Raw genomic sequence first — 26557 nt, 5'->3', positions numbered from 1 at the left:
CGCTTAGGCACATGGCCGGCAGGTGACGACGAGGGGTCGTCACCTACCGCGGCGTCTGCCGCAACAGGCTCACCGCAAACCCACCCACCACCAGCACACCGAGCACCAGCAGGCCCCACAGCAGCCAGCGCTTCCAGTCACGCACCGGCTGCACCGCCGCATCACCGCCAAGCGGCTGCGCCGGCCCCTGCACCGTCGCCAGCGCGGGCTGCCACTGGGCGCCCTGCTGCTCGCGCAGCTGCGCGATCACCGTGCCGACAGGTGCATCGATGCGCGCGGCACGCAAGCTGCCGGCGGCAACGCTGAACGGCGGCTCGCCCTGGCTGAGGAAGACCAGCGCCTCGGGCTGGTAGCCCAGCTTCAGCGTCGGGGCGACGCCCCCCTGGCCCTGCGATGCCGCCAGCTTCCAGTAACGGTCGCGCGTGGCAACCGCCAGCGACTGGGCCTGCGATTGCCGGCGCGCGGCGGTGTCCTGCAACTGGTAGGCCACCCACGGGCCGGCACGCACCTGCCACGGCTGACCCGGATCATCGCGGCTGAGCAGCGTCCACTGCACCACGCTGTTGTCGGCGGTGGCGATGTCGGCCTGGGCAACCGGGAAGCGGCCGTCCAGCGTGTACTCGAACTCGCCCCGCGTGCCGGCAGTGCCGGTCAGCGAACGCCACTGCCACTGGATCGCCTGTGCGGGCGGCACGCGCTCGGCCTGCACTGCCGACAGCGCGGGAAGCGCGTCGCCGGCCACCGGCAGAATGCGGAAATACTTCGCCTGGCGGCCGATTTCGATCCGGCGTTGCTGCAGGCGACGGCCATCATGCTGCAGGTCGACCAGCGGCACCTCATCGGCCACCCGCTGCCAGTCACGCAGATCGTCACTGGCGTCCACGCGCACGCGCACCTGCAGCGCCGCCGATGCCTGCCAGTCCAGCCGCAGCGCCTGCACGCTGCTGCGCAGCGCGCTGGCGTCGACCAGCCAGCCGCCGGGATCGGCGGTGCCGACACTGCGGCCCAGCCGTGCCTCGACCCGGCGCACACTGCCGTCGGTGTTGCGCTCGGTGAGCAGTTGCAGGTCGTCGCCCGCACCGCCGGCACGGGCCGGCAGCGGGAACCACGGCAGGGACTGCCATTGCGCGGCCTGCGCCAGCGGCTGGTCGGCCGACAGCAGCGCCGAGGGCAGCGCCTGTCCCTGCGCGTTGAACACCTGCACGTCGGCCAGCCGCGGCGAGACCGCGCTGCGGTACTGCGCCTCGCCCAGCATCAGCCGGTAGGCACCGGCCTGCGGCGAGGACAGCTGCAGCGGCCACTGCTCGCGGTAGTCCTGGCGGGCATCGGCCGCCGAAACGGCCGGCGCGGCCAGGGCAACGGAGAATGCGGCAATCAGACGGGCGACGAGGTTCACGGCTGCGGCTCCACGGTGGATTCCGGCGCACGCGGCGGCGCCGGTGCCAGGTAACCCACGACCGTGCACAGCAGGCCGTAGGCGATGAACGAGGCGATGCCAAGCAGGTTGCCCAGGTGCTGGCGATCGATCAGGACCAGCTTGGCCAGCACCACGCCCATCAGCACCGCGCCCACCAGCCACAGCAGGCGCTGGCCGCGCCGCGACCCCCAGACCCAGCTGATCACACCGAGCACGCTCCAGACCACGGTCAGGCTGGTCTGGGCCAGGGTCGACGACCACAGCGCCCGGTTCCACGGCACCGCGCCCCAGTGATGGACGGTGTGCAGCGTCGTGCTGGTCAGCAGGATGAAGCCGGCGATCGCCAGAAGCGGCACGCGCCAGCCGGCAGCGCCCGCCGGGGCGGCCGGTGACCACACCCAGCGCGCCAGCAGCACCAGCACGGCCATCTGAGCCAGCTCCATCGGATTGAGCAGCGGCAGCCACGGCAGCGGACGCGGGTCGCCAGCCAGCCACACGCTCACCCCCCATCCCAGCGCCAACACACCGAACCAGGTGCCCTGCAACGCCGGACGCGCAACGTCGAAGCGCTCGCCCAGTGGCAGCGACAGCCAGCGCCAGCGCTGCAACGACATGGCCACCACCACCAGCCAGGGCAGCATCGCCAGTGCGGCGGTCCAGCCCGGCGCCAGGGCGAAGCGGTCGGCCAGCCAGCCGGCCAGCAGGGTCAGCACGCTGGGCCACAGCATCCACCACACGAACTGGGCGGCCAGCGCAGTGTGGTCCTGCGCGCCACGCAGGCACCACAGCCCGCGTACGCCGAGCAGCGCGAACGCCGCCCAGGCCCAGGCACCGTGGCCGGCGAACGGCTGGTCGTGCACCGCCGCCTGCCACAGCGCCAGCGGGAAGGCGGCCAGCAGCATCGCCAGCGTGGTCAGCACCAGCGCACGTGCCGGCCCGCGCCGGTGCGCCTCGGCGGCCCCCCATGCGGTCACCGCAACGGCAACCAGCAGCGCGTCCGGACGGCTGTCATGGGCAACGAAGCGGACGATCTCGTGGCTCGCACTGCCGAGCCACCACAGCAGGCCCCACAGGTAATAGACGATGGCCGGCGCATCGTGGCCGGCGCGCCGGTAGCTGAAGGCAGAGGCGAACCCGGCCAGCGCCAGCAGCAGGCCGCTCATGAAGGTGGGATTGGCGATCGCGGTGGCGTCGAGGTGCCAGTAATCGGCGCCGACCACGAAGCCGAACGCGGCGCCGAGCTGCAGCAGTGCCCCGGCAATCTGCGGCAACCAGCGCTGCTGGCGCAGGCCCAGCCACGCCAGCGCGGCGCCCTCCAGCGCGAAGACGCTGGCCGTGGCGCGTGCGGACAGGGCCAGCGGCACCGCCAGGGTGGCAAAGCCCACCGCCAGCACCGCATGCGACTGGCCCAGCGCGGCGTAGCGCGGGCGCCGGATCAACGCCCACGCCAGGCCCGCATAGACGGCCGCCAGCCCGAGCGCGCACAGCGCCAAGGCCAGACGGTTGTCGTGCAGCATGCCGGCCTGCAGCGAGAAGGCGATCAGCGGCGTGCCGAACACCAGGCTGCCATCGACCAGATCACGCTTCTCCGCCGGTTGCCGGCGGGCATACAGGATCGGGATGGCCAGGTAGAACGCGAAGAACAGCAGCAGGAACGGCTCGGTGCTGACGAACTTGTCCGGCGCGTACTGCAGCACGCCCCAGGCGGTCCCGATGCCGAAGGTGAACGCGAAGCCAAGCAGGTTCAGCGCGCGCCACGGCCGCCACCAGGCGATCGCCAGGATGGCCGTGTTGAGCACGGCATAGTAGGAGAACAGCGCAACGTGGTTGCCGCTGCCGGTGGACAGCCAGATCGGCGCCATGAACCCGGCCAGGATGCCCAGGACCGCCAATGTGCGCGAGTTCTGCACCACCGCCAGCACACCCATGCCGGCGATCAGCAGCACGCTCATGACGAACGCCGGCAGCGGATCGATCAGGTCGTAGCGTTTGAACGCGGCGAAGATCGTCAGCAGCAGGATGCCGATCGCCCCGCCCTGCAGGGCCAGCGCGAACAGCCGCCGACGGTCGCGCTGCAGCCAGCCGAACACCAGGCCGGCGAGTGCGCCGACGGCGATGCCGGCCAGGCGCATCTCGATCGGCGGATTCAGCCAGCCCTGGTCGCTGACGTACTTGAGCAGCGCGGCCACGCCGGCCAGCAGCACCAGCATGCCGATCTTGACCGGCACGTTGCCTTCGGTGAACCAGCGTTTGACCGCCGCCAGCGCACGTTCGGCCAGGTCCGGCCGATGCTCGTGGGGCTCCGGCTCGACCGGGCGGACGGGGGATGGCGTGGACACCGGGGCCGCCGCCTGCGGCAACGGCGGCGGCGCGGCGACCTGCGGCGGTGGCGGGGCTGCGACGGCCGACGGCCGCTCGACCCGCACCGGTTCGACCCCACGCGGCGGGGCAACGGGCGCCGCAACGGGCGCCGGCACGGCAATCTCCGGCGCTGCAGAACGTGCCTGGGCATCGGCCTGAGCGGCTTCCAGCGCGGCCACGCGCCGGCGCAGCCCGGCGATCATCACCAGCGCGACCACCAGCAGCACGGGCACCAGCAGCACCGCCAGTCCCAGCAGGACAATCAGAGCTTCCATTCCATCAGATCCTTATCGGCAAAGCCGCGGCCGCGCGCCTGGACGCGCATCCACGGTACGCGGCCATGCTAATGGATCGCGGCGGCGGGCAGCGCGATGCGGTTCCCAAACGCACGAACCCCGGCAGTGCCGGGGTTCGTGGGTACAGCGGGAAGGCGCGGCGCGATTACTTCGCGGCCACGACCTTGGCCATTTCCAGGCACTTGTTGGAGTAGCCCCACTCGTTGTCGTACCAGGACACCAGCTTGACGAAGGTGCCGTCCAGCGCGATGCCGGCGTCGGCGTCGAACACCGAGGTGTGGGTCTCGCCGCGGAAGTCGGTCGCCACGACCTTGTCTTCGGTGTAGCCCAGCACGCCCTTCAGCGCGCCTTCGCTCTGTGCCTTCACTTCGGCGCAGATCTCGGCGTAGGTGGCTTCCTTTTCCAGCTCGACGGTCAGGTCAACCACCGACACGTCCGAGGTCGGCACGCGGAAGCTCATGCCGGTGAGCTTCTTGTTCAGCTCCGGAATCACCACGCCCACGGCCTTGGCTGCACCGGTGGAGGACGGAATGATGTTCTCCAGGATGCCGCGGCCGCCGCGCCAGTCCTTGTTGGACGGGCCGTCGACGGTCTTCTGGGTGGCGGTGGCCGCATGCACGGTGGTCATCAGGCCGCGCTTGATGCCCCACTTGTCGTTGATCACCTTGGCCAGCGGGGCCAGGCAGTTGGTGGTGCACGAAGCATTGGAGACGATGGCCTGGCCGGCGTAGGTCTTGTCGTTGACGCCGAACACGAACATCGGGGTGTCGTCCTTCGACGGCGCCGACATGATCACCTTCTTCGCGCCGGCATCGATGTGCTTCTGCGCGGTGTCCTTGGTCAGGAACAGGCCGGTCGATTCGATGACCACGTCCACGCCCACCTCGTCCCACTTCAGGTTGGACGGGTCGCGTTCCTGGGTCAGGCGGATCTTCTTGCCGTTGACCAGCAGGTCGCCGCCGGACACGGCCACGTCGGCCTTGAAGCGGCCATGCACGGAGTCGTATTTCAGCATGTAAGCCAGGTAGTCCGGCTCGAGCAGATCGTTGATGGCGACGATTTCGATGTCATTGCCGAAGTTCAGCACGGCCGAGCGCAGCACGTTGCGCCCGATGCGACCGAAACCATTGATGCCAACCTTGATTGCCATGTTCACAAGCTCCTGCAGCCGCGACGGTGCGGCGCCGATGGTAAGGGGCCGTCATTCTAGCAGGGCCGGACCGGCCCGTTTCCGGCCCCGGCCGGAGGTAAACGGTTACACACCGCGAACCGGGGATTGATCAGAATCAAGGCGCCGGCGGGCACGGAGGGGAACACTGGCCCCACTCCATTCCACCCCGCAACGAGACACCCTCATGCGCAAGACCGCCCCCCTCCTGCTGTCCAGCCTGGCCGCCGCCCTGGCGCTGGCCGCCGCCCCCGCAATGGCCCAGTCCAAGGGCGACTGGACGATCGGTGCCGGCGTGCACCAGGTCGCCCCGAAGTCGAACAACGGCGCACTGGCCGGCGGAACGCTGAAGGTCGACGTCGACAACGACATCAAGCCGACCATCACCGGCGAATACTTCATCGCCGACAACCTGGGCATCGAGGTGCTGGCCGCGCTGCCGTTCAAGCACGACATCAACATCGCCGGCCTGGGCCGCGTGGGCAGCACCAAGCACCTGCCGCCGGTGGTCTCGCTGCAGTACCACTTCAACAGCAAGGGCAAGGTCTCGCCGTTCGTCGGCGCCGGCCTGAACTACACCACCTTCTTCAGCGAGGAAACCGGCGGCGCGCTGGCCGGCAGCTCGCTGAAGCTGGACGACTCCTGGGGCCTGGCCGCGCACGCCGGCGTGGACTTCACGGTCAGCGACAAGGGCTCGCTGCGTGTGGATGTGCGCTGGATCGACATCGACACCGGGGTCAAGCTCGATGGCGAGAAGATCGGCACCGTCAACATCGACCCGCTGGCCTACGGCGTGTCCTACGTATTCAAGTTCTGATCGGCGGATCGGAACCCCACCGCGCAACACCCCTCGCAGCAAAGCGCTTTCCCCGGCTCCGGCCGGGGATTTTTTTATCTGCCGGGTTCCCCCGTCGCCGCAGCCCCGTAGAGCCGGGTTCTACCCGGCTGCCGTCCAGCGCGGCAGCCCCGCAGCCCCCGTCAGTCCAGCAGGTGACGCCCTGCCGCCTGCGCGTGCAGCGCGGCGGTGTCGAACAGTGGCACCGTGGCGTCCTCGTCGGTGACCAGCAGCATGATTTCGGTACAGCCCAGGATGATGGCCTGCGCGCCCCGCTCCACCAGCCGCTGCATCACCCCACGATAGGCGTCGCGCGATGCCGGCAGGACCCGGCCCTGTACCAGCTCGTCGTAAATGATCCGGTGGACCACGGCGCGGTCGTCCGCCTCGGGCACAAGCACCTCCAGACCGAAGCGTTCGGCCAGCCGTACGTGATAGAAGTCCTGCTCCATCGTGAACGCGGTGCCGAGCAGCCCAACCCGCTGCAGGCCCGCCGCCTGGATCAGCGCGCCCACCGGATCGGCGATATGCAGCAGCGGCACGCCGATGGCCGCCTGTACCGCATCGGCCATGAGGTGCATGGTGTTGGTGCAGATCACGATGGCGGTCGCACCTGCCGCTTCCAGACGACGCGCCACGTCGACCATCGCGCGGGTCGCCGCTGCCCAGTCACCGGCCCGCTGCAGCGCCTCGATGTCGGCGAAATCGAACGACCACATCAGCAGGCGCGCCGAATGCATTCCGCCCTGGGCGTCGCGCACCTGCTCGTTGATCATCCGGTAGTAGTGCGCCGAGCTTTCCCAGCTCATGCCACCGATCAAGCCCAGGACCTTCTGCACCGCTGCCGCTCCCGTGGTTGGCCAGCGCCCAGCCTACCCGCCCTGACGGCCGGCCGGCCAGATCCGGGCAAACCCGGCGGTGGACGCGCCCGCTAGAATGCAGCCGATGAACATCGCCTCCCTGCTTCCGGCCGCCGCCCTCGCGCTGGCCCTCACCGCCGTTTCCACCAATGCCCTCGCCTGGGGCGCACAAGGCCATCGCCTTGTCGCCCGCGTCGCCGAAGTCCGCCTCACCCCGCAGGCCAAGGCGCAGGTCGACCGTCTGCTGGCCGGCGAGCCCGACCCGACCCTGCACGCCATCGCCCCCTGGGCCGATGAACTGCGCGCCAAAGACCCCGGCCTGGGCCGCCGTTCGGCGCGCTGGCACTACGTCAACATCGGTGAAGACGATTGCCGCTACGCCGTGCAGAAGCACTGCAAGGGCGGCAACTGCGTGGTCGAGGCACTGAAGGCGCAGACCGCCATCCTTGCCGACCGCACCCGTCCCGATGCCGAGCGCGCGCAGGCGCTGAAATTCGTTGTGCATTTCGCCGGCGACATCCATCAGCCGATGCATGCCGGCTACGGGCACGACAAGGGCGGCAACGACTTCCAGGTGCAGTTCAACAACCGTGGTACCAACCTGCACTCGCTGTGGGACAGCGGCATGCTCAATGCGCTGAAGCTGGACGATGACCAGTATCTGGCGCGCCTGATGGCACTGCCCGCGCCGAAGGTGGACAAGCGCTCGAAAATCGACCGCGACGCCGTGCAATGGGCCCAAGCCAGCTGCCGCATCGCCATTGCACCCGGCGTTTACCCGGACAGGCGTACGCTTCCCACGTCGTATGCCGCGACCTACCGCCCGGTCGCCGAGCGTGAGCTGCGCCTGGCCGGCGAGCGCCTGGCCGTGCTGCTCAATGACACGTTGGGCAAACGCTGAGGCACCCCCATGACACCGCACGTCGCCAGCTTCTTCCATCCGGACAGCCACACCTTCAGCTACGTGGTGCACGACCCGGCGACGCGGCAGGCCGCCGTGATCGATCCGGTGCTGGATTACGATCCGGACACCGACGCGCTCGGTGCCGGGCCGCTGCAGCCGCTGCTTGCACATGTGCGCGAGCACGGCCTGCAGGTGCGCTGGCTGTTGGAAACCCACGCCCATGCCGACCACATCAGCGCCGGCCGCTGGCTCAAACCGCATTGGCCACAGGCCACGCTGGCGATGGGCCAGGGCATCGTGCAGGTGCAGCGAACGTTCGCCCCGCGCTATGCGCTGGACGTGCCGACCGACGGCTCGCAGTTCGACCATCTGTTCGCCGATGGCGAGCGCTTCGCGCTCGGTGACATCGCCGCCGAGGTCATCGCGGTGCCGGGCCATACCAGCGACAGCGTGGCCTACCGCATCGGCGATGCGCTGTTCACCGGCGATTCGCTGTTCATGCCCGATGGCGGCACGGCACGCTGTGATTTCCCGGGCGGCGACGCCGCCCAGTTGTACCGTTCCATCCAGCGGCTGCTCGCCCTGCCCGATGCCACCCGCGTGTTCATCTGCCACGACTACGGCCCGGGTGGGCGCGAGGTCGCCAATGAAACCACCATCGGCGACCAGCGCGCGCGCAACATCCACCTGCGCGACAATGTCAGCCTGGCCGAGTTCGTCGCCACACGACAGGCCCGCGATGCGACGCTGGCCGAGCCGAAGCTGATGCATCCGTCAGTGAAGGCGAACCTGCAGGGCGGCCCGCAACGCGCCACCTGAGCCCTGCCGCCGCCGGCGCTCAACGACGCTGGCGGCGAACCGTGTGCTGTCCGTTCACGATCTCGAAGGTGAACGCGTAGAGCAGGCTGACCGGCACCGGCTCGATGCGCTCGGCCCCTGTGCAATCGCCCCGATCACTCGGCACCTGGCCGGCGGGATAGTGGCACACCGCTGCGGGCGAGTAGCGCCACTGCGCCACCGCCGCCTGCGCGGCGTCCAGCAGGGGCGTGTTCTCTGCCGCGGTGGCGGCATTGCACGACTCGCGATCGGTCAGCGGCAGGCTGCGTTCCACCCGGCCCTCGGCATCCACCACCACCTGCAGGCAGATCGTGGTCGGCGCGAGTGCGCGGCGCGGATCGCGGTCGCCGACCACCGGATCGGGCGCGGCATAGAGCTGCGGCATGCGGTAGCCTTCGCTCGCCTTCAGCGTGTACGGCTGCACCTGCCCGGCCCCCCCGTCGGCGCCGTCCACGTTCAGCCGCTGATGATCCACGTTTTCCCTGCGGGTATCGACGGTGGTGAGCTGGTCGTGACCGGCGCAGCCGCCGGTCACCAGCACCGACACCAGCAGCGGTGCCAGGGCATGCCTCATTGGCCAGGGCCGGTGTCGTCGAGCTTGAACGACATCGGTATCTTCAGTGCCGTGGCAACCGCCTTGCCGTCCCGGAGCGCCGGTTCGAAGGTCCACTGCTTCGCCGCGGCGATGGAGGCCGCATCGAACACGCCGGCCGGCGTCGACGTCAATACCCGGATGTCGCCGGTTCTGCCCTGCGCATCCACTTCCACGCGCAGCAGCACCTCGCCCGACACGCCCTGTTCGAACGCGCTGCGCGGATACTGCGGCGCTGCCATCTCCTTCGGCTTGGCATTCACCTGCGCTGGTGCGGCACCGGTACCCTGCCCGGCCCATGCGATCCCGCCAAGCCCCACGCACAACCCCACCACCAGTACCTGCCCGGACAACCACGGCAACGCCTTCCGTTTGTGCTGCTTCAGCATGGCAATACGCTCCTTCAACATGGGTTGGCTGCGCCAGTGGCATGCCATCGGCGCAACCGGGTGGGCCAACTGCGCCTTCAACAGCGCGTTGGCATAAAGACGGCGCAGGGCCGGATGCGGATCGACCGTGCGCGCGTCGCAGGCCAGTTCCTGGTCGCGCAGCAGGCGGCGCACGGTCCACGGCAGCAGCGGATGGAACCAGAACACGCAGCGCAGTACCGCCAGCGCCGCATTGGCCCACGGATCGCCATGCCGCCGGTGGCTGTGTTCGTGGCGCAGGATCAGGTCCTGTTCGGCCGGGCTGAAGCGCTGTTCGAAATCCGGGCCGACCACCACGCGCGGCCGCCACAGGCCCACCAGCGCCGGCAGACCGGGATCGCCCTGCGCCTGCCAGCTGCCATCGACACGCGGCTGCAGGCGGCCGAGCGCCCGTTCGAAGCGGCGCTGCGCACGCCAGCTGGCCGTGGCCATCGCCAGCGCACCGGCCAGCCACGCGGCAAACAGCAGCAATGGCCACACCGGCGTATCGGCGGACATATCCGGTGCGCGCAGCGCGGCCGCCACCCCCTTCACCGGCGCGGACCCGGTGATCGGGAGGTTCGGCAACGGCAGGTACGGCACCACCAGCAGCATCGGCAGCAGCCACCAGCCGCGGTACGCCAGCGCCGCGCCGCCCAGCCTCAGCAGCACCGGCCGTATCGCGGCCAGCACCAGCACGGCCACCGACAGCCACACGCTGGCCTGCAACAGTGCGTTGAGCAGCTCAGTCATGGTCCAGCTCCTGGATCAGCTTCCTGAGGTCGGCGATGTCCTGCGCGCTCAGCTCGCCACGCTGGCTGAAGTGCGCCACCAGCGGCGCCACGCGCCCGTCGAACACACGCCCGAGAAAGCCCTCGCTCTGCTCGGCCACCCACGCCTGCCGCTGCAGCACGGGCGAGTAGCGATAGCGGCGGCCGTCGCGGCTGGCACTGATGGCCCCCTTGGTCAGCAGGCGATTGAGCAGCGTCTTGATGGTGGGCTCGGCCCAGTCGCGATCGGCCAGGGCGGCCACCACCTCGTCGGCGCCCAGCGGATGGTTGCGCCACAACACGTCCATTACCACGGCTTCGGCTTCGCTGATCTGGCTCATCATTTACATCCGTAATCGACAAACCGATTACGCCCGTAATCGAATCCGGTGTCAAGCCCTTCGACAACCGGTTCATGCGCACGCTGCCAGCATCGAGCGATTCCCCGTGGAGCCGCCGATGAGACGCTATCGGAAAGTGGACTTTCCCGTCGCCGAGGTGCGGCGCTTCCTCGAACCCGGGCCGGTGGTGCTGGTCAGTTCGGCGTGGAAAGGCCAGCGCGACATCATGACGATGGGCTGGCACATGGTTCTGGAATTCACCCCGTCACGGCTGGCGACCATGATCTCCAGCGGCAACCACAGCTTCGGGCTGATCCGCCGCAGCGGCGAATGCGTCATCAATGTGCCCACTGCCGCACTGCTCGATACGGTCGTGGGAATCGGCAACAGCAGCGGCGCGGACATCGACAAGTTCGCGCACTTCGGCCTGGATGCCGTGCCCGGCAGCGTGGTGTCAGCCCCGATGATCGCGCAATGCCACGCCAGCTTCGAGTGCCGGCTGGTCGACCGCAGCCAGATCAGCCGGCATGGCCTCTTCATCTGGGAGGTGGTCAAGGCGCACGTCGCGCGCTCGCCGAAACTGCCGCGCACCGTGCACTACCGCGGCGATGGGCAGTTCATGGTCTCCGGCGCCGAGGTCTCCCGTCGCCGTCTGTTCAACCCCGAAATGCTGTAATGGCCCGCATGATTTCGCAGGAACGCGCCGCATGACCGACCACCTGACCGACCTGGACGCCGCCGTCGACTGGCTGCTGCAGCGGGTCGACGGCCCCCTTCGCGTGGGTGCCCCGCTGGCGCTGGGCAAGCCGCACCGCCTGCTCAATGCCCTGTATGCGCGCGTGGAGAACGATGCCTCGCGGCCGCTCCAGTTGTACACCGCACTGTCGTTGAACCCGCCACGCGGCGGTGCCGGGCTGGAAGCGCGCTTCATGGGACCGTTTGCCGAGCGCCACTTCGGCGCCGGTTTCCCGCGCCTGGCCTATGCCGATGCGATGGCGCGCGACCGCCTGCCCGACCATGTGCAGGTGGAGGAGTTCTACATGCAGTCAGGCGCGATGCTGGGCTCGTCGCAGGCGCAGCGCAGCTACACCAGCCTAAACTACACCCACGCCGCCGATGCGGTGGCGCAGCGCGCGCCGCATGCGATCGTGCAGAAGGTGGCGATGCGTGCGAACGATCGGCGCCTGTCGCTGTCGTGCAACAACGACATCACCCAGGACACCCTGGATGCAATGGTCGCGCGCGGGCTGCCGCGCCCGCTGATGATTGCCGAGATCGATCCGCAACTGCCCTACCTGGCCGGCTCGGCCACGGTGGATGTGTCGTTCTTCGATCTGGTGATCACGCCGCCCGGGCCATATCCGGATCTGTTCGGCCTGCCGCGTCAACCGGTCGGCGATGCCGACTACGCCATCGGCCTGTATGCCAGTGCACTGGTACGCGACGGTGGCACCCTGCAGATCGGCATCGGGACCCTGGCCGATGCGCTGAGCCACGCGCTGGTACTGCGGCACACCGACAACGCGCGCTATCGGCAGATCCTGCAGGCGCTCGATCCCGACCTGGCCACGCACCCGAGCGTGCTCGCCTCCGGCGGGCTGGAGCCGTTCGAGATCGGCCTGTACGGCTGCAGTGAGATGCTCAACGAAGGCTTCCGCCGGCTGGTCCAGACCGGGGTGATCCGGCGCAAGGTGCACGACGATCTGGCCCTGCTGCAGCGGATCGAGAATGGCACCGCCTGGACCACCGATTACGCCACTCTCGACGCCGAAGGCGAGTACCTGCACGGCGCCTTCTACCTGGGCTCGCCGGAGTTCTACGAGTGGCTGCGCGACCTGCCCGATGACGAACGCCGTGCGATCGGCATGCGTCGGATCAGCGAGATCAACCAGCTCTACGGCGGCGATGAGACGCTGGAGCGGATGCAACGCCGCGATGCGCGCTTCTTCAACTCCTGCATGATGGCCACCGCATTGGGCGCGGCCGTCTCCGATGCGCTGGAAGACGGACGCGTGGTCTCCGGCGTGGGCGGGCAGTACAACTTCGTGGCGATGGCCCATGCCCTGCCCGGCGCGCGCAGTGCGCTGATCTTCCGGGCCACGCGCGAGGACAAGGGCGTGCTGCAGTCGAACGTGCGCTGGAACTACGGCCACACCACTATCCCGCGGCATCTGCGCGACCTCTACATCAATGAGTACGGCATTGCCGACCTGCGCAACATGACCGACGAGGACTGCGTGATCGCGATGGCGGGCATCACCGATGCACGCTTCCAGGCGGCACTGCTGGACCAGGCCAAAGCCGCGAAGAAGCTGGCTGCGGGATTTGCCGCACCGCCGGCCTGGCAGCGCAATTCCGCCACGGCGGTCAGCACGGCACTGGCGCCGTTCCGCCAGTCCGGACTGCTGCCGGACTACCCGCTGGGCAGCGACTTCACCGAGGTCGAGCAGCACCTGGTCAAGGCGCTGGGCTGGCTGAAACAGAACACGCAGACGCGCGCGGCCAAGCTTCGCACGGTCCTGGCGGCGATCATGCAGCCGGCCGGTGACGGCGACGCGGTGTATCTGCAACGCATGGGGCTGGAGGCGCCGAAGGACATCGGCGAACGGATCGAAGCACGGTTGGTGCGGTTGGGACTGGCGCGTACCGCGTAGGCGCTGCTCACCTGCCCGGTACGCCGGGAGAAACGCAGAAGGCCGGGCAATGCCCGGCCTTCCGTTTGCAGCCGCCGAGCAGAGCTCGGCGTCCACGGGATCACCCGACGGCGATCAGTTGGCCAGCTGCGCCTTGGCCGCGGCCACCACCGCCTCGGTGGTGATGCCGAAGTGCTTGTACAGCGCATCGGCCGGGGCCGAGGCACCAAAGGTGTCGATACCGATCACCGCACCGTCCAGGCCCACGTACTGGCGCCAGAAACCGGTGACGCCGGCTTCCACCGCCACGCGCTTGCGCACGGCGTTGGGCAGCACGGATTCGCGGTAGGCGGCATCCTGGCGCTCGAACACGTCGGTGGACGGCATCGACACCACGCGGGTCTTGATGCCGGCGGCATCCAGTTCCGCCTTGGCCGCCACGGCCAGGCCCACTTCCGAACCGGTACCGATCAGGATCACGTCCGGCACGCCGCCTTCGGCGTCGGCCAGCACGTAACCACCGCGCGCGATCTGCGCAACCTGCGCGTCGCTGCGCGGCTGGTGCGGCAGGTTCTGGCGGCTGAACACCAGGCAGCTCGGACCGTCGGTACGGGTGATCGCCGACTTCCAGCTGACCGCCGACTCGACCGCATCGCACGGACGCCACACATCGTTGTTCGGGATGTAGCGCAGCGAGGCCAGGTGCTCCACCGGCTGGTGGGTCGGGCCGTCTTCGCCGAGGCCGATCGAATCATGCGTGTACACGTGGATCGCGTGCGCCGGGATCAGCGCGCTCATGCGCACGCCGTTGCGGGCGTAGTCGCTGAACACCAGGAAGGTGGCATCGAACGGAATGAACCCGCCATGCAGGGCCAGACCATTGGCGATGGCAGTCATGCCGAACTCGCGCACGCCGTAATACACATAGTTGGCGTTCGGGTCGTCGGTGGCGACCGACTTGCTCGCCTTCCACAGGGTCAGGTTGGAGTGGGCCAGATCGGCCGAACCGCCGACCAGTTCCGGCAGCAGCGGCGCGAACGCTTCGATCGCCAGCTGCGAAGCCTTGCGCGAAGCGATGGTCTGACCGTCGGCCTGGACCTGGGCGATGTAGGCGTCGGCCTTGGCGATGAAATCGGCCGGCAGTTCACCGTGCGAGCGACGGATCAGCTCCTCGGCTTCGGCCGGGAACTGCGCGGCGTACTTGTCGAACTGCAGTTCCCACTCGGCCTGGCGCAGGGTGCCGGTACCGCCGGCACGCCAGCCGGCGTAGATCTCTTCCGGAATCTCGAACGGACCGTAGTTCCAGCCCAGCTGCTTGCGGGTGGCTTCCAGCTCGTCCTTGCCCAGCGGCGCGCCGTGGCTGGATTCCTTGCCCGCCTTGCCCGGCGAGCCAAACCCGATGGTGGTGCGGCAGCAGATCAGGGTCGGCTTGTCGAACTGCGACAGGGCCTCGTCAATGGCCGACTTGATGCTGTCCGGATCGTGGCCATCGACGCCGCGCACCACGTTCCAGCCATAGGCCTCGAAACGCTCGGGGGTGTTGTCGGTGAACCAGCCTTCGGTGTTGCCATCGATGGAGATGTGGTTGTCATCCCAGAAGCAGACCAGCTTGCCCAGGCCCCAGGTACCGGCCAGCGAGGCGGCTTCGTGGGACACACCTTCCATCAGGCAGCCATCGCCCAGGAACACCCAGGTGCGGTGGTCGACGATCTCGTGTTCGGGACGGTTGTAGCGCTGTGCCAGCAGCTTCTCTGCGAGCGCGAAGCCCACCGCGTTGGCCAGACCCTGGCCGAGCGGACCGGTGGTGGTCTCCACGCCGGGGGTTTCGTGGCGTTCCGGGTGGCCGGCGGTCTTGCTGCCGAGCTGGCGGAACTGCTTGAGCTGCTCGATCGGCAGGTCGTAGCCGCTCAGGTGCAGCAGCGCGTACTGCAGCATCGAGCCGTGGCCGTTGGACAACACGAAGCGGTCGCGGTTGAACCACTTGGGGTTGTTCGGGTTGTGACGGAGATAATCGTTCCAGAGCACTTCGGCGATATCGGCCATGCCCATCGGCATGCCGGGATGGCCGGACTTGGCGGTTTCGACCGCATCAGCGGCAAGGAAGCGGATGGCGTTGGCCAACTGGCGGCGGGTAGGCTGCGTCATGGTTCTGTGGGATCAGGAGGCTCCCGCGGAGCTGCGGGCTGCCCATTGTCCCACAGACGACCGGTGGGGTCAGTCCGGGTCACGCCCGGACTGCGCCCTCAGCCACGCGCGGCGTCGATGAACGCGCACATGGCCCTGCGCTGCAGGTCCTCGCGCGTGGCATAACCGGCGGGCAGGGTCTTGCTGACGGTGATGCGGGCGCCGTCCCCCTCGCCTTCCACCAGCACGTTCACCGGCAGGGTCACCTGGCGGTCGGCCAGCGGGGCGGTCTGTTCCAGGGTCACCGAGCCCAGTTCGGGGTCCAGCCGGCCCACCTTCAGGCCGGACTTGAGGCCCTCGGCCTGGATCCGCCGCAGGGCTTCGGCCGGCGCAACGTCGGGCACCACGTCCCAGGTGAAGAACTGGCGACCGGCAGCAAAACTGCCGGTGGTACTGGCGTGGGTCTCACAGGTCCGGGTGTCAGCCCTGGCGTCGAACGCCAGCAGGGCCAGGCCAGTGGCCAGCAGATGCGAAATCCTCATTTCGGCTCCTTTCCGCACGGCGCCGATCCCGGCGCCTTCCATGCGCCGGTGGAGTATCCCATCGTGACTGGCGGCGGTTCAATCGCCGGTGACGCGTCCCGCCGTCGCCGGCGGCGGTTCCTCGGTCTCGCCCTTGGCCACCAGCGTGGTCAAGGCCAGATCGCCGGTGACGTTCAGCGCGGTGCGGCACATGTCCAGGAAGTGGTTCACGCCGAGGATCAGGCCGATGCCCAGCGGATTGACCCCCACCATCGCGCAGATCATCGCCACCACCGGCAGCGAGCCCGACGGCACGCCGGCGGTCCCGATACCGCCCAGGATGCACACCGCCATGACCATGATCTGCTGGCCGATGGTCAGGTCCACGCCGAAGAACTGGGCCAGGAAGATCACCGTCACGCCTTCGAACAGCGCGGTGCCGTTCTGGTTGGCCGTGGCGCCAACGGTCAGCACGAAGCGCGATACCCGCTGCGGCAGGCCCATCTGGTCGGCCACGCGCAGCGCGGTCGGCAGAGTGGCATTGCTGGAGGCCGTGGAGAAGGCCATCACCGTCGCTTCCTGCGTATCGCGGAAGAACGACAGCGGCGAGCGGCCCGACAGCCACACCGCCGTCCCGTAGGTCACGACCATGTGCAGACCCAGCGCCAGCACCACCACGCCCACGTAGGCACCGAGGCGCACGATCAGCTCCAGCCCGAACAACGTGGCCAGGTTGAACATGAAACAGGCCACTGCGTAGGGCGCCAGGCGGATGACCAGGTTGATCAGCGTCATCGAGACTTCAAACACGCCTTCGATGGCGCGGCGCAGCGGGGCAACCTTGTCGTCGTCGCTGAGGACCATGCCGATGCCGAACATCAGCGCGAAGAACATCAGCGACAGGATGGCGCCGTTGTCGGAGGCGGCCTGGAGCACATTGCTCGGCACGATCGACAGCAGCATGTCCATGCCCTTGGGCGTTTCATGGATGCCGGCGACGATCTCCCGGCTGCGCTCGGCGTTCTCCGACAGCATCTGCGCGGCGACCTGCGGGTCCACGCCGGCGCCGGGCTTGAGCACGTTGACCAGCACCAGGCCGATGCCCACCGCGATGCCCGACAGCACCACCGTATAGGCCAGCGTTTTCCAGCCGATCCGGCCCAGCGCGCGGATATCGCCCATCTCCGACACGCCCATGATCAGCGCCGAGAAGATCAGCGGCACGATCAGCATGAAGATCAGGTTGAGGAACAGGCTGGACAGGGGCGTGGTGACCCAGGCCATCACCACCCTCGCCACGTCACCCATGCCCGGAACGACCGGCGCCAGGGCGTGCACGATCAGGCCCAGCACCAGGCCGATGCCGAAGCCAATGCCCATTTTCCAGTGCAATGGCAGCGTCTGCCTGGTCTTTGCGGCCTCAGTCATCGAACGGCTTTCCTCTGAAAATAGTGAATCAGCTTAGCAAAGCCGGCCCGGCCGGCATCGGGATGCCTCACCGCGCCGACGGGTAGAGCGGTGCCAAGCCATTGTTTTCCGGCGCATCCACCGGTCGCCAGTGCGGTCCGTCATGGAACACGCGGCGCAGGGCCTGGCGGGCTGCGGCCACATCGCCGCCCTGCCCCCCCCAGCGCGCACGCTGCATCTGGACGAGGGCGGCGCGTTGATCGGGGCTTTCCAGCTGCTCCAGCACCTGCTCCAGGGTCTGCACGCCGGCCATGCCGGCCAGCACCGCCACGACCTCGTCCAGGCCCTGCACATCCATTGCCTGGCGCAGCGCGGCCAACGACGGCCTGGCGACCTCGGGCGACCCGGCCAGGTGGCGGGGAGCCACCGGTGCACCCCGGCGCCGGCGCCAGCCCAGGCCGAGCGCGATGGCCAGCGTGACCAGCCACAGTGCGGCAAAGCCGGCGGCCGCGGCGATCCAGCCCCACGGCCTGCCCGCCGCCTGCACCGGCTGGATCGGCACGGCGGTGGACGCGCCGGCGGGGGTGCCGGGCAGCGGCGACAGGGTGTCCAGCGCGATCGGGGCCGGTGCGGCGGCCGCGCCGCTCCCTGCGCCGACCTGCAGGGTCAGGTCGGGCACGGTTGCGGTACGCGCCTGCCCGGCCTTCACATCCCACCAGGCCATTTTCAGGCCAGGCACCGTCAGCGCGCCCGGCTGGCGGGGCACGATCGCGTAGCGCCGCGTCAGCTTCAGCTGCGGCGTGGTGCCGCTGAACGTTTCGTCGTACTGCGGCGGCTCGGCGAAGACCTGGGCGGTGGGGCCCACATCGGGGACCGGCAGCTCGGGCAACTGTGCGCGGGTAGCACCCAGCGCGGTCGCCTCGACCACCACCGTGGCCGCTTCACCGGCCCGCCCGGCTTCCGGGGCGGCGGTGTAGCGCAGGCGCAGGTCGTGCAGCGGCAGCCACGGCTGCGGCGCCGCGTCCGGCTGTGTCTGCACCTGGAGGGTGCGGTCCGGCGCCCGCGCCCGCAGACGCCCGTCGCCGCCGAACATGTCGTCGAAGAAGCCCCCTGCACTGCGCCCGTCGAAACGCGCACCGGCCAGCGCCAGCGGCCCGCTGCGCTCGGGGATCAGCAGAAAGCGGCGCTCGACCAGGTTGTAGCGACGGCCGTTGACGTCGCGCACCAGGCTGCGGTCCTCGCCAACGCGCTGCAGCGAGGCGCCTTCGGGGGTATCGAGGACCAGCTCGCCGGACACCAGCTGCGAGGCGTAGTACAGCCGCACCACCACCCCGACACTCTGCTGGACGTAGGGCGTGGTGTCATCGACCTCGGTTTCCAGGAACACCGCCGCGTTGCCGCGCGCCGCGCCTGGATCGGTGGCACCGGCAACCGCGGCGACCTGCAGGGTCAGCGGCGGTGTGAGCCCGCTGCCGACCCGCAGCGGCGGAAGGGTCAGAGTGCCGGCACGGCGGGGCGTCAGCGCGATGCCATGCAGCGTCCGCGAGGTCATGTCGCCGTTGCTCCACTGCACCTGGCGGCTGCTGGTCTGGCTGCCGAGGTCGAAGTCGGCACGCAACGGCGCGTAGTCGGGCACCGCACCGGCCTGGTCGGACTGGATGTTGAGCGTGACCGTGCCGCCCTCGTCGATGCGGTCGCGGTCCAGCCAGGCCCGGGGCTGCTGCGCCTGCGCGCCGAAACCGATGCACAGCAGCAGGGCCAGGACCGTGCGCAGCGCGCGGTGCGTGGGGGAATCGGCTCTCATCGTCCTTCCTGTTTCCTGCGTTCGTTTTCCAGCTGGAACTTGGCACGCAGCAATGCGCCCGGGTCGTCCGGCACGCGCCGCATCCACGCCTCCACGGCCTGCCGCTGCTCGCGCTGTTCAGCCGTCTGGGCACCTGCGCGGGCATCGCCCTGTGGGCCGTCGCCGGGCGGCGGCTGGCGCTGCAGCGCCTGGCGCATGCGCTCGCGCTGAGCCGCATCGGCCTGCTGCTGCGCCGCCGGATCGGCATTGCGAGGATCGGCCGGTGTGCCCGCCTTGCCCGCCTGGGAGCGCGCGCCGGGATCCGGCTTGCCGGGTTTCCCGCCCGCCTCCTGCGGCTGCCCCTGGCCGGGCGAGGGCTTGCCTTGTCCGGGCTGCGGTTTGCCCGGGTCCGACGACGAGGACGGCGGTGGCCTGCGCTTGCGCGCGGCATCCACCGCGGCACGGTTGGCCACCGCATCGGGCATGCCGGGATGCTTGGCCAGTGCGCGGTCGTAAGCGTCGATCGCTGCGTCGTACTGCCCCTGGCGGGCGAGCGCATTGCCGAGGTTGTACCAACCTGCGTCGGTGTCCACGCCCTCGAACTGCGCCTGGGCGGCACTGAAGTCGCCCCGCCGGTAAGCGTCCACGCCGGCGGCGATCTGTGCCTGCTGCACCTGGTCGGGGCGCTTCCACAGCGTGCCTTGCCCCTCGGCCGCGTGCGCGGTGGACGGCAGTGCCATCGGCAGGCTGGCGCAGACCAGCACCAGGCCCAGCAGGGCGCGGCGGCGGAACGCCAGCAGCGCGATCAGCAGCAGCGGCGGCAGCAGCCAGAAGCCTTCGTCGCGCCAGGCACGCCCCTGACCTTCGCGGCTGTCGCCGGCACCGGCGCGCGGAGTCAGCACGCGCAGCGATCGCAGGTCGCCATCGTCGCTGGCAACGGCCGCGTACGCACCGCCGCCCGCCCCGGCCACCGCGCGCAGCGAGGCGGCATCCAGGCGCGCTTGGGCGATCTGCCCGTTGTCGGCACGGTAGGCCGCCCCCGCGGCGGTTCCCAGGCCCAGCACCGACACATGGATGCCCTGTGCCGACGCCGAGGCCGCCGCACGCATCGCGTCCGCGTCGGCCTGGTCGGTGAGCAGCAGAATGTCACCGCCGCGCGCACCGGACTGCTGCAGCAGCTTGACCGCCGCCTCGATCGCGCGATCGGCGCGCTGCCCATCGCGAGGCATCACGTCCGGGCCCAGCGCATCGAGGTACAGCGCGATATTGGCCATGTCTGCGGTCAACGGCGCCACGGTGAAGGCATCATCGGCGTACGCCAGCAGCGCCACCTCGCCTCCCTGCCGCTCGCGCAGGAGCGTGGCCAGTTTGGCGCGCGCCTGCAGTAGCCGCGACGGCGGCAGATCGGTGGCGGTGATGCGCGAGGACAGGTCCAGCGCCAGCACCAGCGGTGACGGGCTCTGCCACAGTGGCTGCGACACCTGCCGCCATGAGGGCCCTGCCAGCGCCAGCACCGCCAGGACCACGCCACACAGCAGCAGTATCAGGCCGGCGCACCCTCCCCGCCCCCCCGCCACCAGCAGGTGCGGCAGCAGGTGTGCGTCGACCGCCTGCTGCCAGCCGCTGCGCCGCCGCCGGCGCCACGCCCACAGTGCGGCGATCACCGGCAGCGCCAACAGCGCCCACAGCACAGCGGGGCGCAGAAAGTGCAGCGCGTTCCAGTCGATCATGGTCATGCCCACCGCCTTGGCAGCAACCAGGCCAGCCCGGCCAGCAGCAACGCCAGCGCCAGCGGCCAGGCATACCGTTCGATGCGCGGACGCACGGCCGGACCTGCGGAAGTGACCGGCTCCAGGCGCTCCAGCTCGGCGTAGATGCCGGCCAGTTCATCGGTGTTGCGCGCACGGAATGAACGGCCCCCGGTGAGCGCGGCGATCTTCTGCAGGGTCGCTTCGTCGACCGGATCGTCGCCGGTGGCGATCTGCATGCCAAACACCCTCAGCCCGCCATCGCCGCCGAAGGCCACGGTGTATACCCGCACCCCCTCGGCCTGGGCCAGTTCGGCTGCCCGCAGCGGCTGCAGCACACCGGCATTGCTCACGCCATCGGTCAGCAGGATCAGCACGCGCTGTCCCTGCGGCTGTTCGCGCAGGCGTTTGACCGACAGGGCGATGGCATCGCCGATCGCGGTTTCGCGCCCGGCCAGGCCGACCACACTGCCATCGAGCTGTTCGCGCACGCTGGTCAGGTCGGTGGTCAGCGGGGTGAGCGTAAAGGCACGATCGCCGAAGATCAGCAGCCCCACCCGGTCGCCGACACGACGGTCGAGGAAGTCGGCCAGCACCGCCTTGGCCGCGGTCAGGCGCGGCACGACCTGGTTGCCCAGTCGCATATCCGGCTCGCCCATGCTGCCGGAGACATCCACTGCGAGCATCATCTGCCGGCCCTGGTGCGGCGGTGTCACCGCCTCACCCAGTTGCTGCGGCCGCGCGGCGGCCACGCACAGGCACGCCCATGCCAGCCACAGCAGCACCCGCCCCACGCCGGGACGGTGTCCGCCGGCCGTGCCGGCAAGCGCCTGCAACGTATCGACGGCATACGGTACGCGCAGCGCGGCACCGTCCTGCGCGCGCATCGGCCACCACCGCATCAACAGTGGCAATGGCAGGGCGAGCAGCAGCCAGGGCCAGGCCAGCAGGTCGGTCCACGACAACCAGGACAGCCACGTGGGCAGAGCGGCGGTGGCGATCATCGCCCGCCCACCATCAGATCCAGGAAACGCTCGCGCGCCAGCGCGCGCAACGTCGCCACCTCGGTTGGGTCGACCTGCGCACGGTACATACCGTCCAGCAGCAGTGTTCCGGCTGCGCCGGAGAAGGCGCGGCTGCCGGGCGGGTCGAGAAACGCCAGCCACGCCGCACCGTCCAGCAGCTCGGCCCCGGGCTGGCGATGGCGGGCGGCACGGCGCAGCAGTTCGGCGATGGCGGCGACCTCGGCAGCCGGGCCATCGGCGTCGGCCAGCCGCGTGTCGAACAGGGTCAGCCACCGCTGGCGGCGCCGACGCCGCTGCGCGCGCCACGCCCAGCATCCGGCCAGGACCACGGCCACCGTCCCCAGTACCAGCCACCAGCCGAGCGGCAGCGGCCATAGCGGCGGGAACGGCGGCAGATGCACATCGCGCAGCGGCAGCGCACCGCCCGTGCTCATGCCACCACCGCCGACGGCACCACACCGAGCCAGCTGTCGCTGGGATCGTCGGTGGCCACCACATGCACCTGGATGCGCCGCGCCGACAAGGCCTCGCGCAGGGCATCCAGGGGCGCCACGAACTGCGCCAGCCAGCGTGCTCGCACCGCGTCACTGCCCAGGTCCAGCGCCACCCGCTGCCCGCCGGCAACGAAGGACAGCGGTGACGGCGGCGGGGCGAGCTCCAGCGGGTCGACGAGCAGAACCAGCACCACCTCGTGATGCAGCGACAGCGCCGTCCAGCGCGACACGCCGATCCGGGCGGCCCGGCCCGGATCGGCCAGCACCACCACCCGCGCACCGGGGCGCAGCAGGCGGGTCGCCTGTTCCAGCGCGCGGTCCAGGCCGGCATCGTCGGCGGGCGGCTGCGCGTACCAGCGGGTCAAGGCATCCAGCACACGCAGTACCCCGCGCGTACCGCCGGCCGGGGCGATGGGCGCTTCGCGCAGGCTGCCGCGCACGGCGGCCAGGCGGTCTCCCTGGCGCTGCGCGAACCACGCCGCCACCGCACCGACGCGTGCGGCCTGCACCGACTTGAAGCGGACCCGCGTCCCGAAATAAAGCACCGGGTCGGTATCGGCCACCAGCAGGGTCAAGCGCTCGCGCTCGGCCTGGAATAGCTTGGTGTGGGCCCGGCCACTGCGCGCGGTCACCCGCCAGTCGATGTGGCGGGCGTCATCGCCCGGCACATACTCGCGCGATTCGGCGTACTCCATACCACGCCCGCGTGCGGGCGACGGTGCCTGCCCGGCATGACCCAGGCGACCGCGTCGCGGCGGACGCAGACGATGGGCGCTGCGACGCAGGGCCACCAGTTCGGGCAAGGTCGGCTTCACGCCGTCCCCGTCCAGGACCGGGGCCAGGCTGTCCACGGCGGCGTCCTTCATCGGCTCACGGTGCCGGCACGCGGGCCAGCAGCTCGGCGACCAGACGATCGCCATCCCAGCCTTCGGCCGTTGCCTCGTAACTGGGCAGCACGCGGTGGCGCAGCACATCCGGGGCCACACTGCGCACGTCCTCGGGGGTGACGAAATCGCGGCCTGCCAGCCAGGCGCGCGCGCGCGCGCAGCGCTCCAGGGCGATCGAGCCGCGCGGACTGGCTCCCCAGGCGATGCGCCGGGCCAGCGCCGGGTCGTAGCGGGCCGCGTCGCGGGAGGCCAGCACCAGTTCGATCAGGTAGCGCTCCAGCGCCGGCGCCATGTGCAGCGACAGCACCGCCCGGCGTGCGGCGAATACATCCTCCAGCGGCATCCGCGAGGGAGCTGCCGCCGGGACGGTGAGCGCTTCGCGGGCGCGCTCGCGGGCCAGGCGCAGGATCTCGGCCTCCGCGTCGGAGTCCGGGTAGCCGATCCGCACGTGCATCAGGAAGCGGTCCAGCTGCGCTTCGGGCAACGGGAAGGTGCCCTCCTGTTCGATCGGATTCTGCGTGGCCATCACCAGGAACAACGACGGCAGCGGGTACGTGTGGCGGCCCACCGTCACCTGGCGTTCGCCCATCGCCTCGAGCAGGGCGGACTGCACCTTCGCCGGCGCGCGGTTGATCTCGTCGGCCAGGAGGATCGGATGGAAGATCGGCCCCGGGACGAACTCGAAGCGCCCTTCCTGCGGGCGCCAGATCTCGGTGCCGGTCAGATCCGCCGGCAGCAGGTCCGGGGTGAACTGCACCCGCGAGAAACCGGCCTCCAGCCGCGATGCCAGGGCACGGATCGCGGTGGTCTTGGCCAGCCCCGGGGCGCCTTCGACCAGCAGGTGGCCATCGGCCAGCAGGGCGACCAGCAGCCGCTCGACCAGCGCACGCTGGCCGACGATCTCGGCCGACAGCGCATCGCGCAACGCGGTGAATGCCGCATGCAGGCGATCACCGTCTGCATCGGGCGGGGAAGGAAGGGTGTCGAACTCGGGCATGGGAGGGGGCAGATTCATGGCATCCGTATGACCCACGCAAGAGGCGTCAGGTTCCCTTGCCATGATGGCAGGCCAGGCGGTGCCAACGCATCAAGATTGGCTGAACGCAAAAAGGGCCGCGCGGGGCGGCCCTCTTCACCGGACGTGCGGCAGACCTCAGTTGGTCTTGGCCACGCGCAGGACCTTGGGGGTCACGAACACCAGCAGTTCGGCCTTGTCCTTGTTGCGGCTACGCTTCTTGAACAAGTTGCCCAGGAACGGCACATCGCCCAGGAACGGCACCTTGTTGATGCTGTTGCGGTCGGTGAACTCGTACACACCACCGATCACCACGGTCTGGCCGTCCTCCACCAGCACCGCGGTGTTGACCTCGCGACGGTTGATGGTCGGCACTTCGCCGTAGCCTTCCAGGCGGATATAGCGCTCGACTTCGTCCTTCTTGACGGCCATGTTCAGGAACACGCGGTTGTCGTTGGTGATGGTCGGGGTGACCTTCAGCTCAAGCACCACTTCCTTGAACTGCACGTTGGCCTGGGCCGCACCACCGATGCCACCACCGCTGATGGTCACGTAGCCGATTTCCTTGCCCTGCTTGATCAGCGCCTCGCGCTGGTTGGTGGTGACCACGCGCGGGTTGGAGATCACTTCGCCGCGCTCTTCCTGCTGCATCGCCGACAGTTCGACGTCCAGCAGGTAGCCCGCATTGAGGATGGACAGCGCCAGCGAACCGGGGTTGCTGGCCGCGGCCACGGCCGAGTTCCAGTTCAGCAGCCCGGTGCTGATCTTGTCCGGGGCACGCACCGGCACGGCACCGGTCCGGCCGCCGGCGATCCACTCGTTGACCGCCTTGTTGTAGTCGTAGTTGTTGGTGGCCTGATTGGTGATGTTCTCGTGATTGGTCTCGGTCTGGCCGCCGAAGAACACGTTGTCGCGGTTGCCGGTGATGCCGAACTTGGCGCCCAGCTCGCGCGCGAAGGTGTCGGTGGCGATCACGATGCGGCTTTCGATCAACACCTGGTCCACCGGGCGATCGATGACATTGATGAGCTCGCGCATGCGCGCGACCTTCTTCGGAATGTCGCTGATCATCAGCGTATTGGTGCGCTCGTCGGCCACGATACGGCCGCGCGAGGACAGGAAACCGCTGTCTTCCTGACCGCTGGTGCCGCTGCCACTACCACTACCACTGCCACCGCCGCCGCCGATGCCCTTGGCTTCGGTCAGTGCTTTGAAGATCTGGGCGGCGTTGTGGTAGTTGATCTGGATGTAATCGGTGATCAGGTCTTCGCGGTTCTCGATCGCGATCCGCGCGTCTTCCTTGTCCTGCTCGAACTTGGCCAGCTCCGGCTGCGGCGCGACCCAGATCACCCCGCCATCACGGCGCTTGTCCAGCCCCTTGGCACGCAGCACGATGTCCAGCGCCTGGTCCCACGGCACGTTGATCAGGCGCAGGGTGACGTTGCCTTCGACGCTGTCGGAGGCAACCACATTGAGGTTGGACTCCTCGGCGATCAACTGCAGCACGGTGCGTACCGGCACGTCCTGGAAGTTGAAGGTCACCGGCTTGCCACTGTACCCGCGCTGGCCCACGGCCGCGGCGGCCTGGGTCACCGTGGTGGCAGTGATCGCACCGGTGGCCGGCAGTGCCTGGCGCGGGCTGATCTCGACCACGTACTCGTTGCCGCTCTGGTACGCCAGCGACTCGAAGGCGGTGTTGGTGTTGAGCACCAGCTGGGTGCCGCCACCGTAGGGTTTGGCATCGATGCGCTGCACCGGCGTGGCGAAGTCGGTCACATTGATCGGCTTCTGCAGGTTCTCAGGCAGGCGCGCGTTGCCAACGTCGATCACGACGCTGTTGCCCTGGCTGCGCAGGTCCGGATTCGCTCCCTGCCCGTCGAACTGCAGGATCAGGCGGCCGGCGCCATCGTCGCCGCGCTTGAAATCGATCTTGGATACCGACAGCGACGCCGGTGCGGTGGCCGCTGCGGGTGTTGCCGCTGCGACCGGGGCCGTGGTGCCGGCTGGCGTGGCCGCCATCAGCGTGCCATTGGCCACCATGAGCGCGACTCCCAGCGCGCACAGGTGGATACGCTTCTGGCGCCGGACCGGACGCAGCCGCATGGCATTGGAAAAGGTCATCGTGCTATCCC

22 protein-coding genes are annotated in these 26557 nt (G+C 69.4%); 5 read left to right on the top strand and 17 right to left on the bottom strand.

Annotated features, from left to right (window positions below; all coding sequences use genetic code 11):
• Nucleotides 1–43: 43 nt before the first annotated feature.
• The 3 genes from OC534_RS11165 to gap form a co-directional block, all read right to left on the bottom strand.
• Complete coding sequence (locus OC534_RS11165; protein ID WP_262071799.1) at nucleotides 44–1396, bottom strand: DUF3999 domain-containing protein; 1353 nt, start codon at nucleotides 1394–1396, stop codon at nucleotides 44–46.
• Nucleotides 1393–4053, bottom strand: coding sequence for a DUF2339 domain-containing protein (locus OC534_RS11160; RefSeq protein ID WP_262071798.1), 2661 nt, complete (start codon nucleotides 4051–4053; stop codon nucleotides 1393–1395). Before OC534_RS11160 ends, OC534_RS11165 begins: the two co-directional genes overlap by 4 nt.
• A 166-nt stretch (nucleotides 4054–4219) precedes the next feature.
• Nucleotides 4220–5224 (bottom strand): type I glyceraldehyde-3-phosphate dehydrogenase, encoded by a 1005-nt coding sequence (gene gap, locus OC534_RS11155; RefSeq protein ID WP_017356070.1) that lies wholly within the window; start codon nucleotides 5222–5224, stop codon nucleotides 4220–4222.
• A 205-nt stretch (nucleotides 5225–5429) separates the two neighbouring features.
• Between gap and OC534_RS11150 the strand changes: the two genes are divergently transcribed.
• Entirely contained in the window at nucleotides 5430–6059 is a 630-nt protein-coding gene (locus OC534_RS11150; protein WP_262071797.1) for an OmpW family outer membrane protein, read from the top strand.
• Nucleotides 6060–6220: 161 nt separating this feature from the next.
• On the opposite strand, the gene OC534_RS11145 is transcribed toward OC534_RS11150, so the two are convergent.
• On the bottom strand, nucleotides 6221–6916 hold the full coding sequence (locus OC534_RS11145; RefSeq protein ID WP_262071796.1) for an aspartate/glutamate racemase family protein: 696 nt from the start codon (nucleotides 6914–6916) through the stop codon (nucleotides 6221–6223).
• Nucleotides 6917–7013: 97 nt separating this feature from the next.
• On the opposite strand from OC534_RS11145, the gene OC534_RS11140 reads away from it, so the two are divergent.
• Together OC534_RS11140 and OC534_RS11135 are read left to right on the top strand one after the other, a co-directional pair.
• On the top strand, nucleotides 7014–7838 hold the full coding sequence (locus tag OC534_RS11140) for a S1/P1 nuclease (protein WP_262071795.1): 825 nt from the start codon (nucleotides 7014–7016) through the stop codon (nucleotides 7836–7838).
• Between the two features lie 9 nt (nucleotides 7839–7847).
• Nucleotides 7848–8660: an MBL fold metallo-hydrolase gene (locus OC534_RS11135; protein WP_262071794.1), complete on the top strand. Its 813-nt coding sequence runs from the start codon at nucleotides 7848–7850 to the stop codon at nucleotides 8658–8660.
• A 19-nt stretch (nucleotides 8661–8679) separates the two neighbouring features.
• Here OC534_RS11135 and OC534_RS11130 read toward each other — a convergent pair whose 3' ends face one another.
• Genes OC534_RS11130 through OC534_RS11120 form a run of 3 tightly spaced genes read right to left on the bottom strand, consistent with a single transcriptional unit; the run spans nucleotide 8680 to nucleotide 10788 of the window.
• Nucleotides 8680–9252 carry a hypothetical protein gene (locus OC534_RS11130; protein ID WP_153164709.1) on the bottom strand — a complete coding sequence of 191 codons (573 nt, stop codon included), beginning with the start codon at nucleotides 9250–9252 and terminating at the stop codon, nucleotides 8680–8682.
• Nucleotides 9249–10430 (bottom strand): TonB family protein, encoded by a 1182-nt coding sequence (locus OC534_RS11125; RefSeq protein ID WP_262071793.1) that lies wholly within the window; start codon nucleotides 10428–10430, stop codon nucleotides 9249–9251. The genes OC534_RS11130 and OC534_RS11125 overlap by 4 nt, the downstream gene beginning before the upstream one ends.
• Nucleotides 10423–10788, bottom strand: a complete 366-nt coding sequence (locus OC534_RS11120) for a BlaI/MecI/CopY family transcriptional regulator (protein WP_136002991.1) — start codon at nucleotides 10786–10788, stop codon at nucleotides 10423–10425. Before OC534_RS11120 ends, OC534_RS11125 begins: the two co-directional genes overlap by 8 nt.
• Before the next feature lie 118 nt (nucleotides 10789–10906).
• On the opposite strand from OC534_RS11120, the gene OC534_RS11115 reads away from it, so the two are divergent.
• Both OC534_RS11115 and OC534_RS11110 read left to right on the top strand, forming a co-directional pair.
• Nucleotides 10907–11464 (top strand): flavin reductase family protein, encoded by a 558-nt coding sequence (locus OC534_RS11115; RefSeq protein WP_262071792.1) that lies wholly within the window; start codon nucleotides 10907–10909, stop codon nucleotides 11462–11464.
• Between the two features lie 31 nt (nucleotides 11465–11495).
• The gene (locus OC534_RS11110; RefSeq protein WP_262071791.1) at nucleotides 11496–13442 is read left to right on the top strand and encodes an acetyl-CoA hydrolase/transferase C-terminal domain-containing protein; all 1947 of its coding nucleotides are present in this window, start codon (nucleotides 11496–11498) and stop codon (nucleotides 13440–13442) included.
• A 114-nt stretch (nucleotides 13443–13556) separates the two neighbouring features.
• Here the strand turns inward: OC534_RS11110 and tkt are convergent, their stop codons facing one another.
• The 10 genes from tkt to OC534_RS11060 all read right to left on the bottom strand — a co-directional run bounded on the left by tkt (nucleotide 13557) and on the right by OC534_RS11060 (nucleotide 26546).
• Complete coding sequence (gene tkt / locus OC534_RS11105) at nucleotides 13557–15566, bottom strand: transketolase (protein ID WP_017356319.1); 2010 nt, start codon at nucleotides 15564–15566, stop codon at nucleotides 13557–13559.
• Between the two features lie 98 nt (nucleotides 15567–15664).
• Nucleotides 15665–16087 carry a hypothetical protein gene (locus OC534_RS11100; protein ID WP_037591313.1) on the bottom strand — a complete coding sequence of 141 codons (423 nt, stop codon included), beginning with the start codon at nucleotides 16085–16087 and terminating at the stop codon, nucleotides 15665–15667.
• A 78-nt stretch (nucleotides 16088–16165) separates the two neighbouring features.
• The gene (locus OC534_RS11095; protein WP_136002989.1) at nucleotides 16166–17494 is read right to left on the bottom strand and encodes a dicarboxylate/amino acid:cation symporter; all 1329 of its coding nucleotides are present in this window, start codon (nucleotides 17492–17494) and stop codon (nucleotides 16166–16168) included.
• A gap of 67 nt (nucleotides 17495–17561) precedes the next feature.
• On the bottom strand, nucleotides 17562–19277 hold the full coding sequence (locus OC534_RS11090; RefSeq protein ID WP_262071790.1) for a BatD family protein: 1716 nt from the start codon (nucleotides 19275–19277) through the stop codon (nucleotides 17562–17564).
• Nucleotides 19274–20992, bottom strand: coding sequence for a VWA domain-containing protein (locus OC534_RS11085; protein WP_262071789.1), 1719 nt, complete (start codon nucleotides 20990–20992; stop codon nucleotides 19274–19276). The genes OC534_RS11090 and OC534_RS11085 overlap by 4 nt, the downstream gene beginning before the upstream one ends.
• Nucleotides 20989–22008 carry a VWA domain-containing protein gene (locus tag OC534_RS11080; RefSeq protein WP_153164713.1) on the bottom strand — a complete coding sequence of 340 codons (1020 nt, stop codon included), beginning with the start codon at nucleotides 22006–22008 and terminating at the stop codon, nucleotides 20989–20991. Before OC534_RS11080 ends, OC534_RS11085 begins: the two co-directional genes overlap by 4 nt.
• Nucleotides 22005–22463, bottom strand: coding sequence for a DUF4381 domain-containing protein (locus tag OC534_RS11075; protein ID WP_262071788.1), 459 nt, complete (start codon nucleotides 22461–22463; stop codon nucleotides 22005–22007). The genes OC534_RS11080 and OC534_RS11075 overlap by 4 nt, the downstream gene beginning before the upstream one ends.
• Nucleotides 22460–23389, bottom strand: coding sequence for a DUF58 domain-containing protein (locus OC534_RS11070; RefSeq protein ID WP_166473393.1), 930 nt, complete (start codon nucleotides 23387–23389; stop codon nucleotides 22460–22462). Before OC534_RS11070 ends, OC534_RS11075 begins: the two co-directional genes overlap by 4 nt.
• 4 nt (nucleotides 23390–23393) lie before the next feature.
• Nucleotides 23394–24425, bottom strand: a complete 1032-nt coding sequence (locus tag OC534_RS11065) for a MoxR family ATPase (protein WP_017357631.1) — start codon at nucleotides 24423–24425, stop codon at nucleotides 23394–23396.
• 138 nt (nucleotides 24426–24563) lie between these two features.
• Nucleotides 24564–26546 (bottom strand): type IV pilus secretin PilQ family protein, encoded by a 1983-nt coding sequence (locus OC534_RS11060; protein ID WP_017357630.1) that lies wholly within the window; start codon nucleotides 26544–26546, stop codon nucleotides 24564–24566.
• Nucleotides 26547–26557 lie beyond the last annotated feature (11 nt).

Source organism: Stenotrophomonas sp. Marseille-Q5258, from assembly GCF_946900935.1.
Lineage (GTDB): Bacteria > Pseudomonadota > Gammaproteobacteria > Xanthomonadales > Xanthomonadaceae > Stenotrophomonas > Stenotrophomonas nematodicola.
Note: the sequence above shows the minus strand (reverse complement) of the source record. Positions and strands in the feature narration are given on the sequence as shown.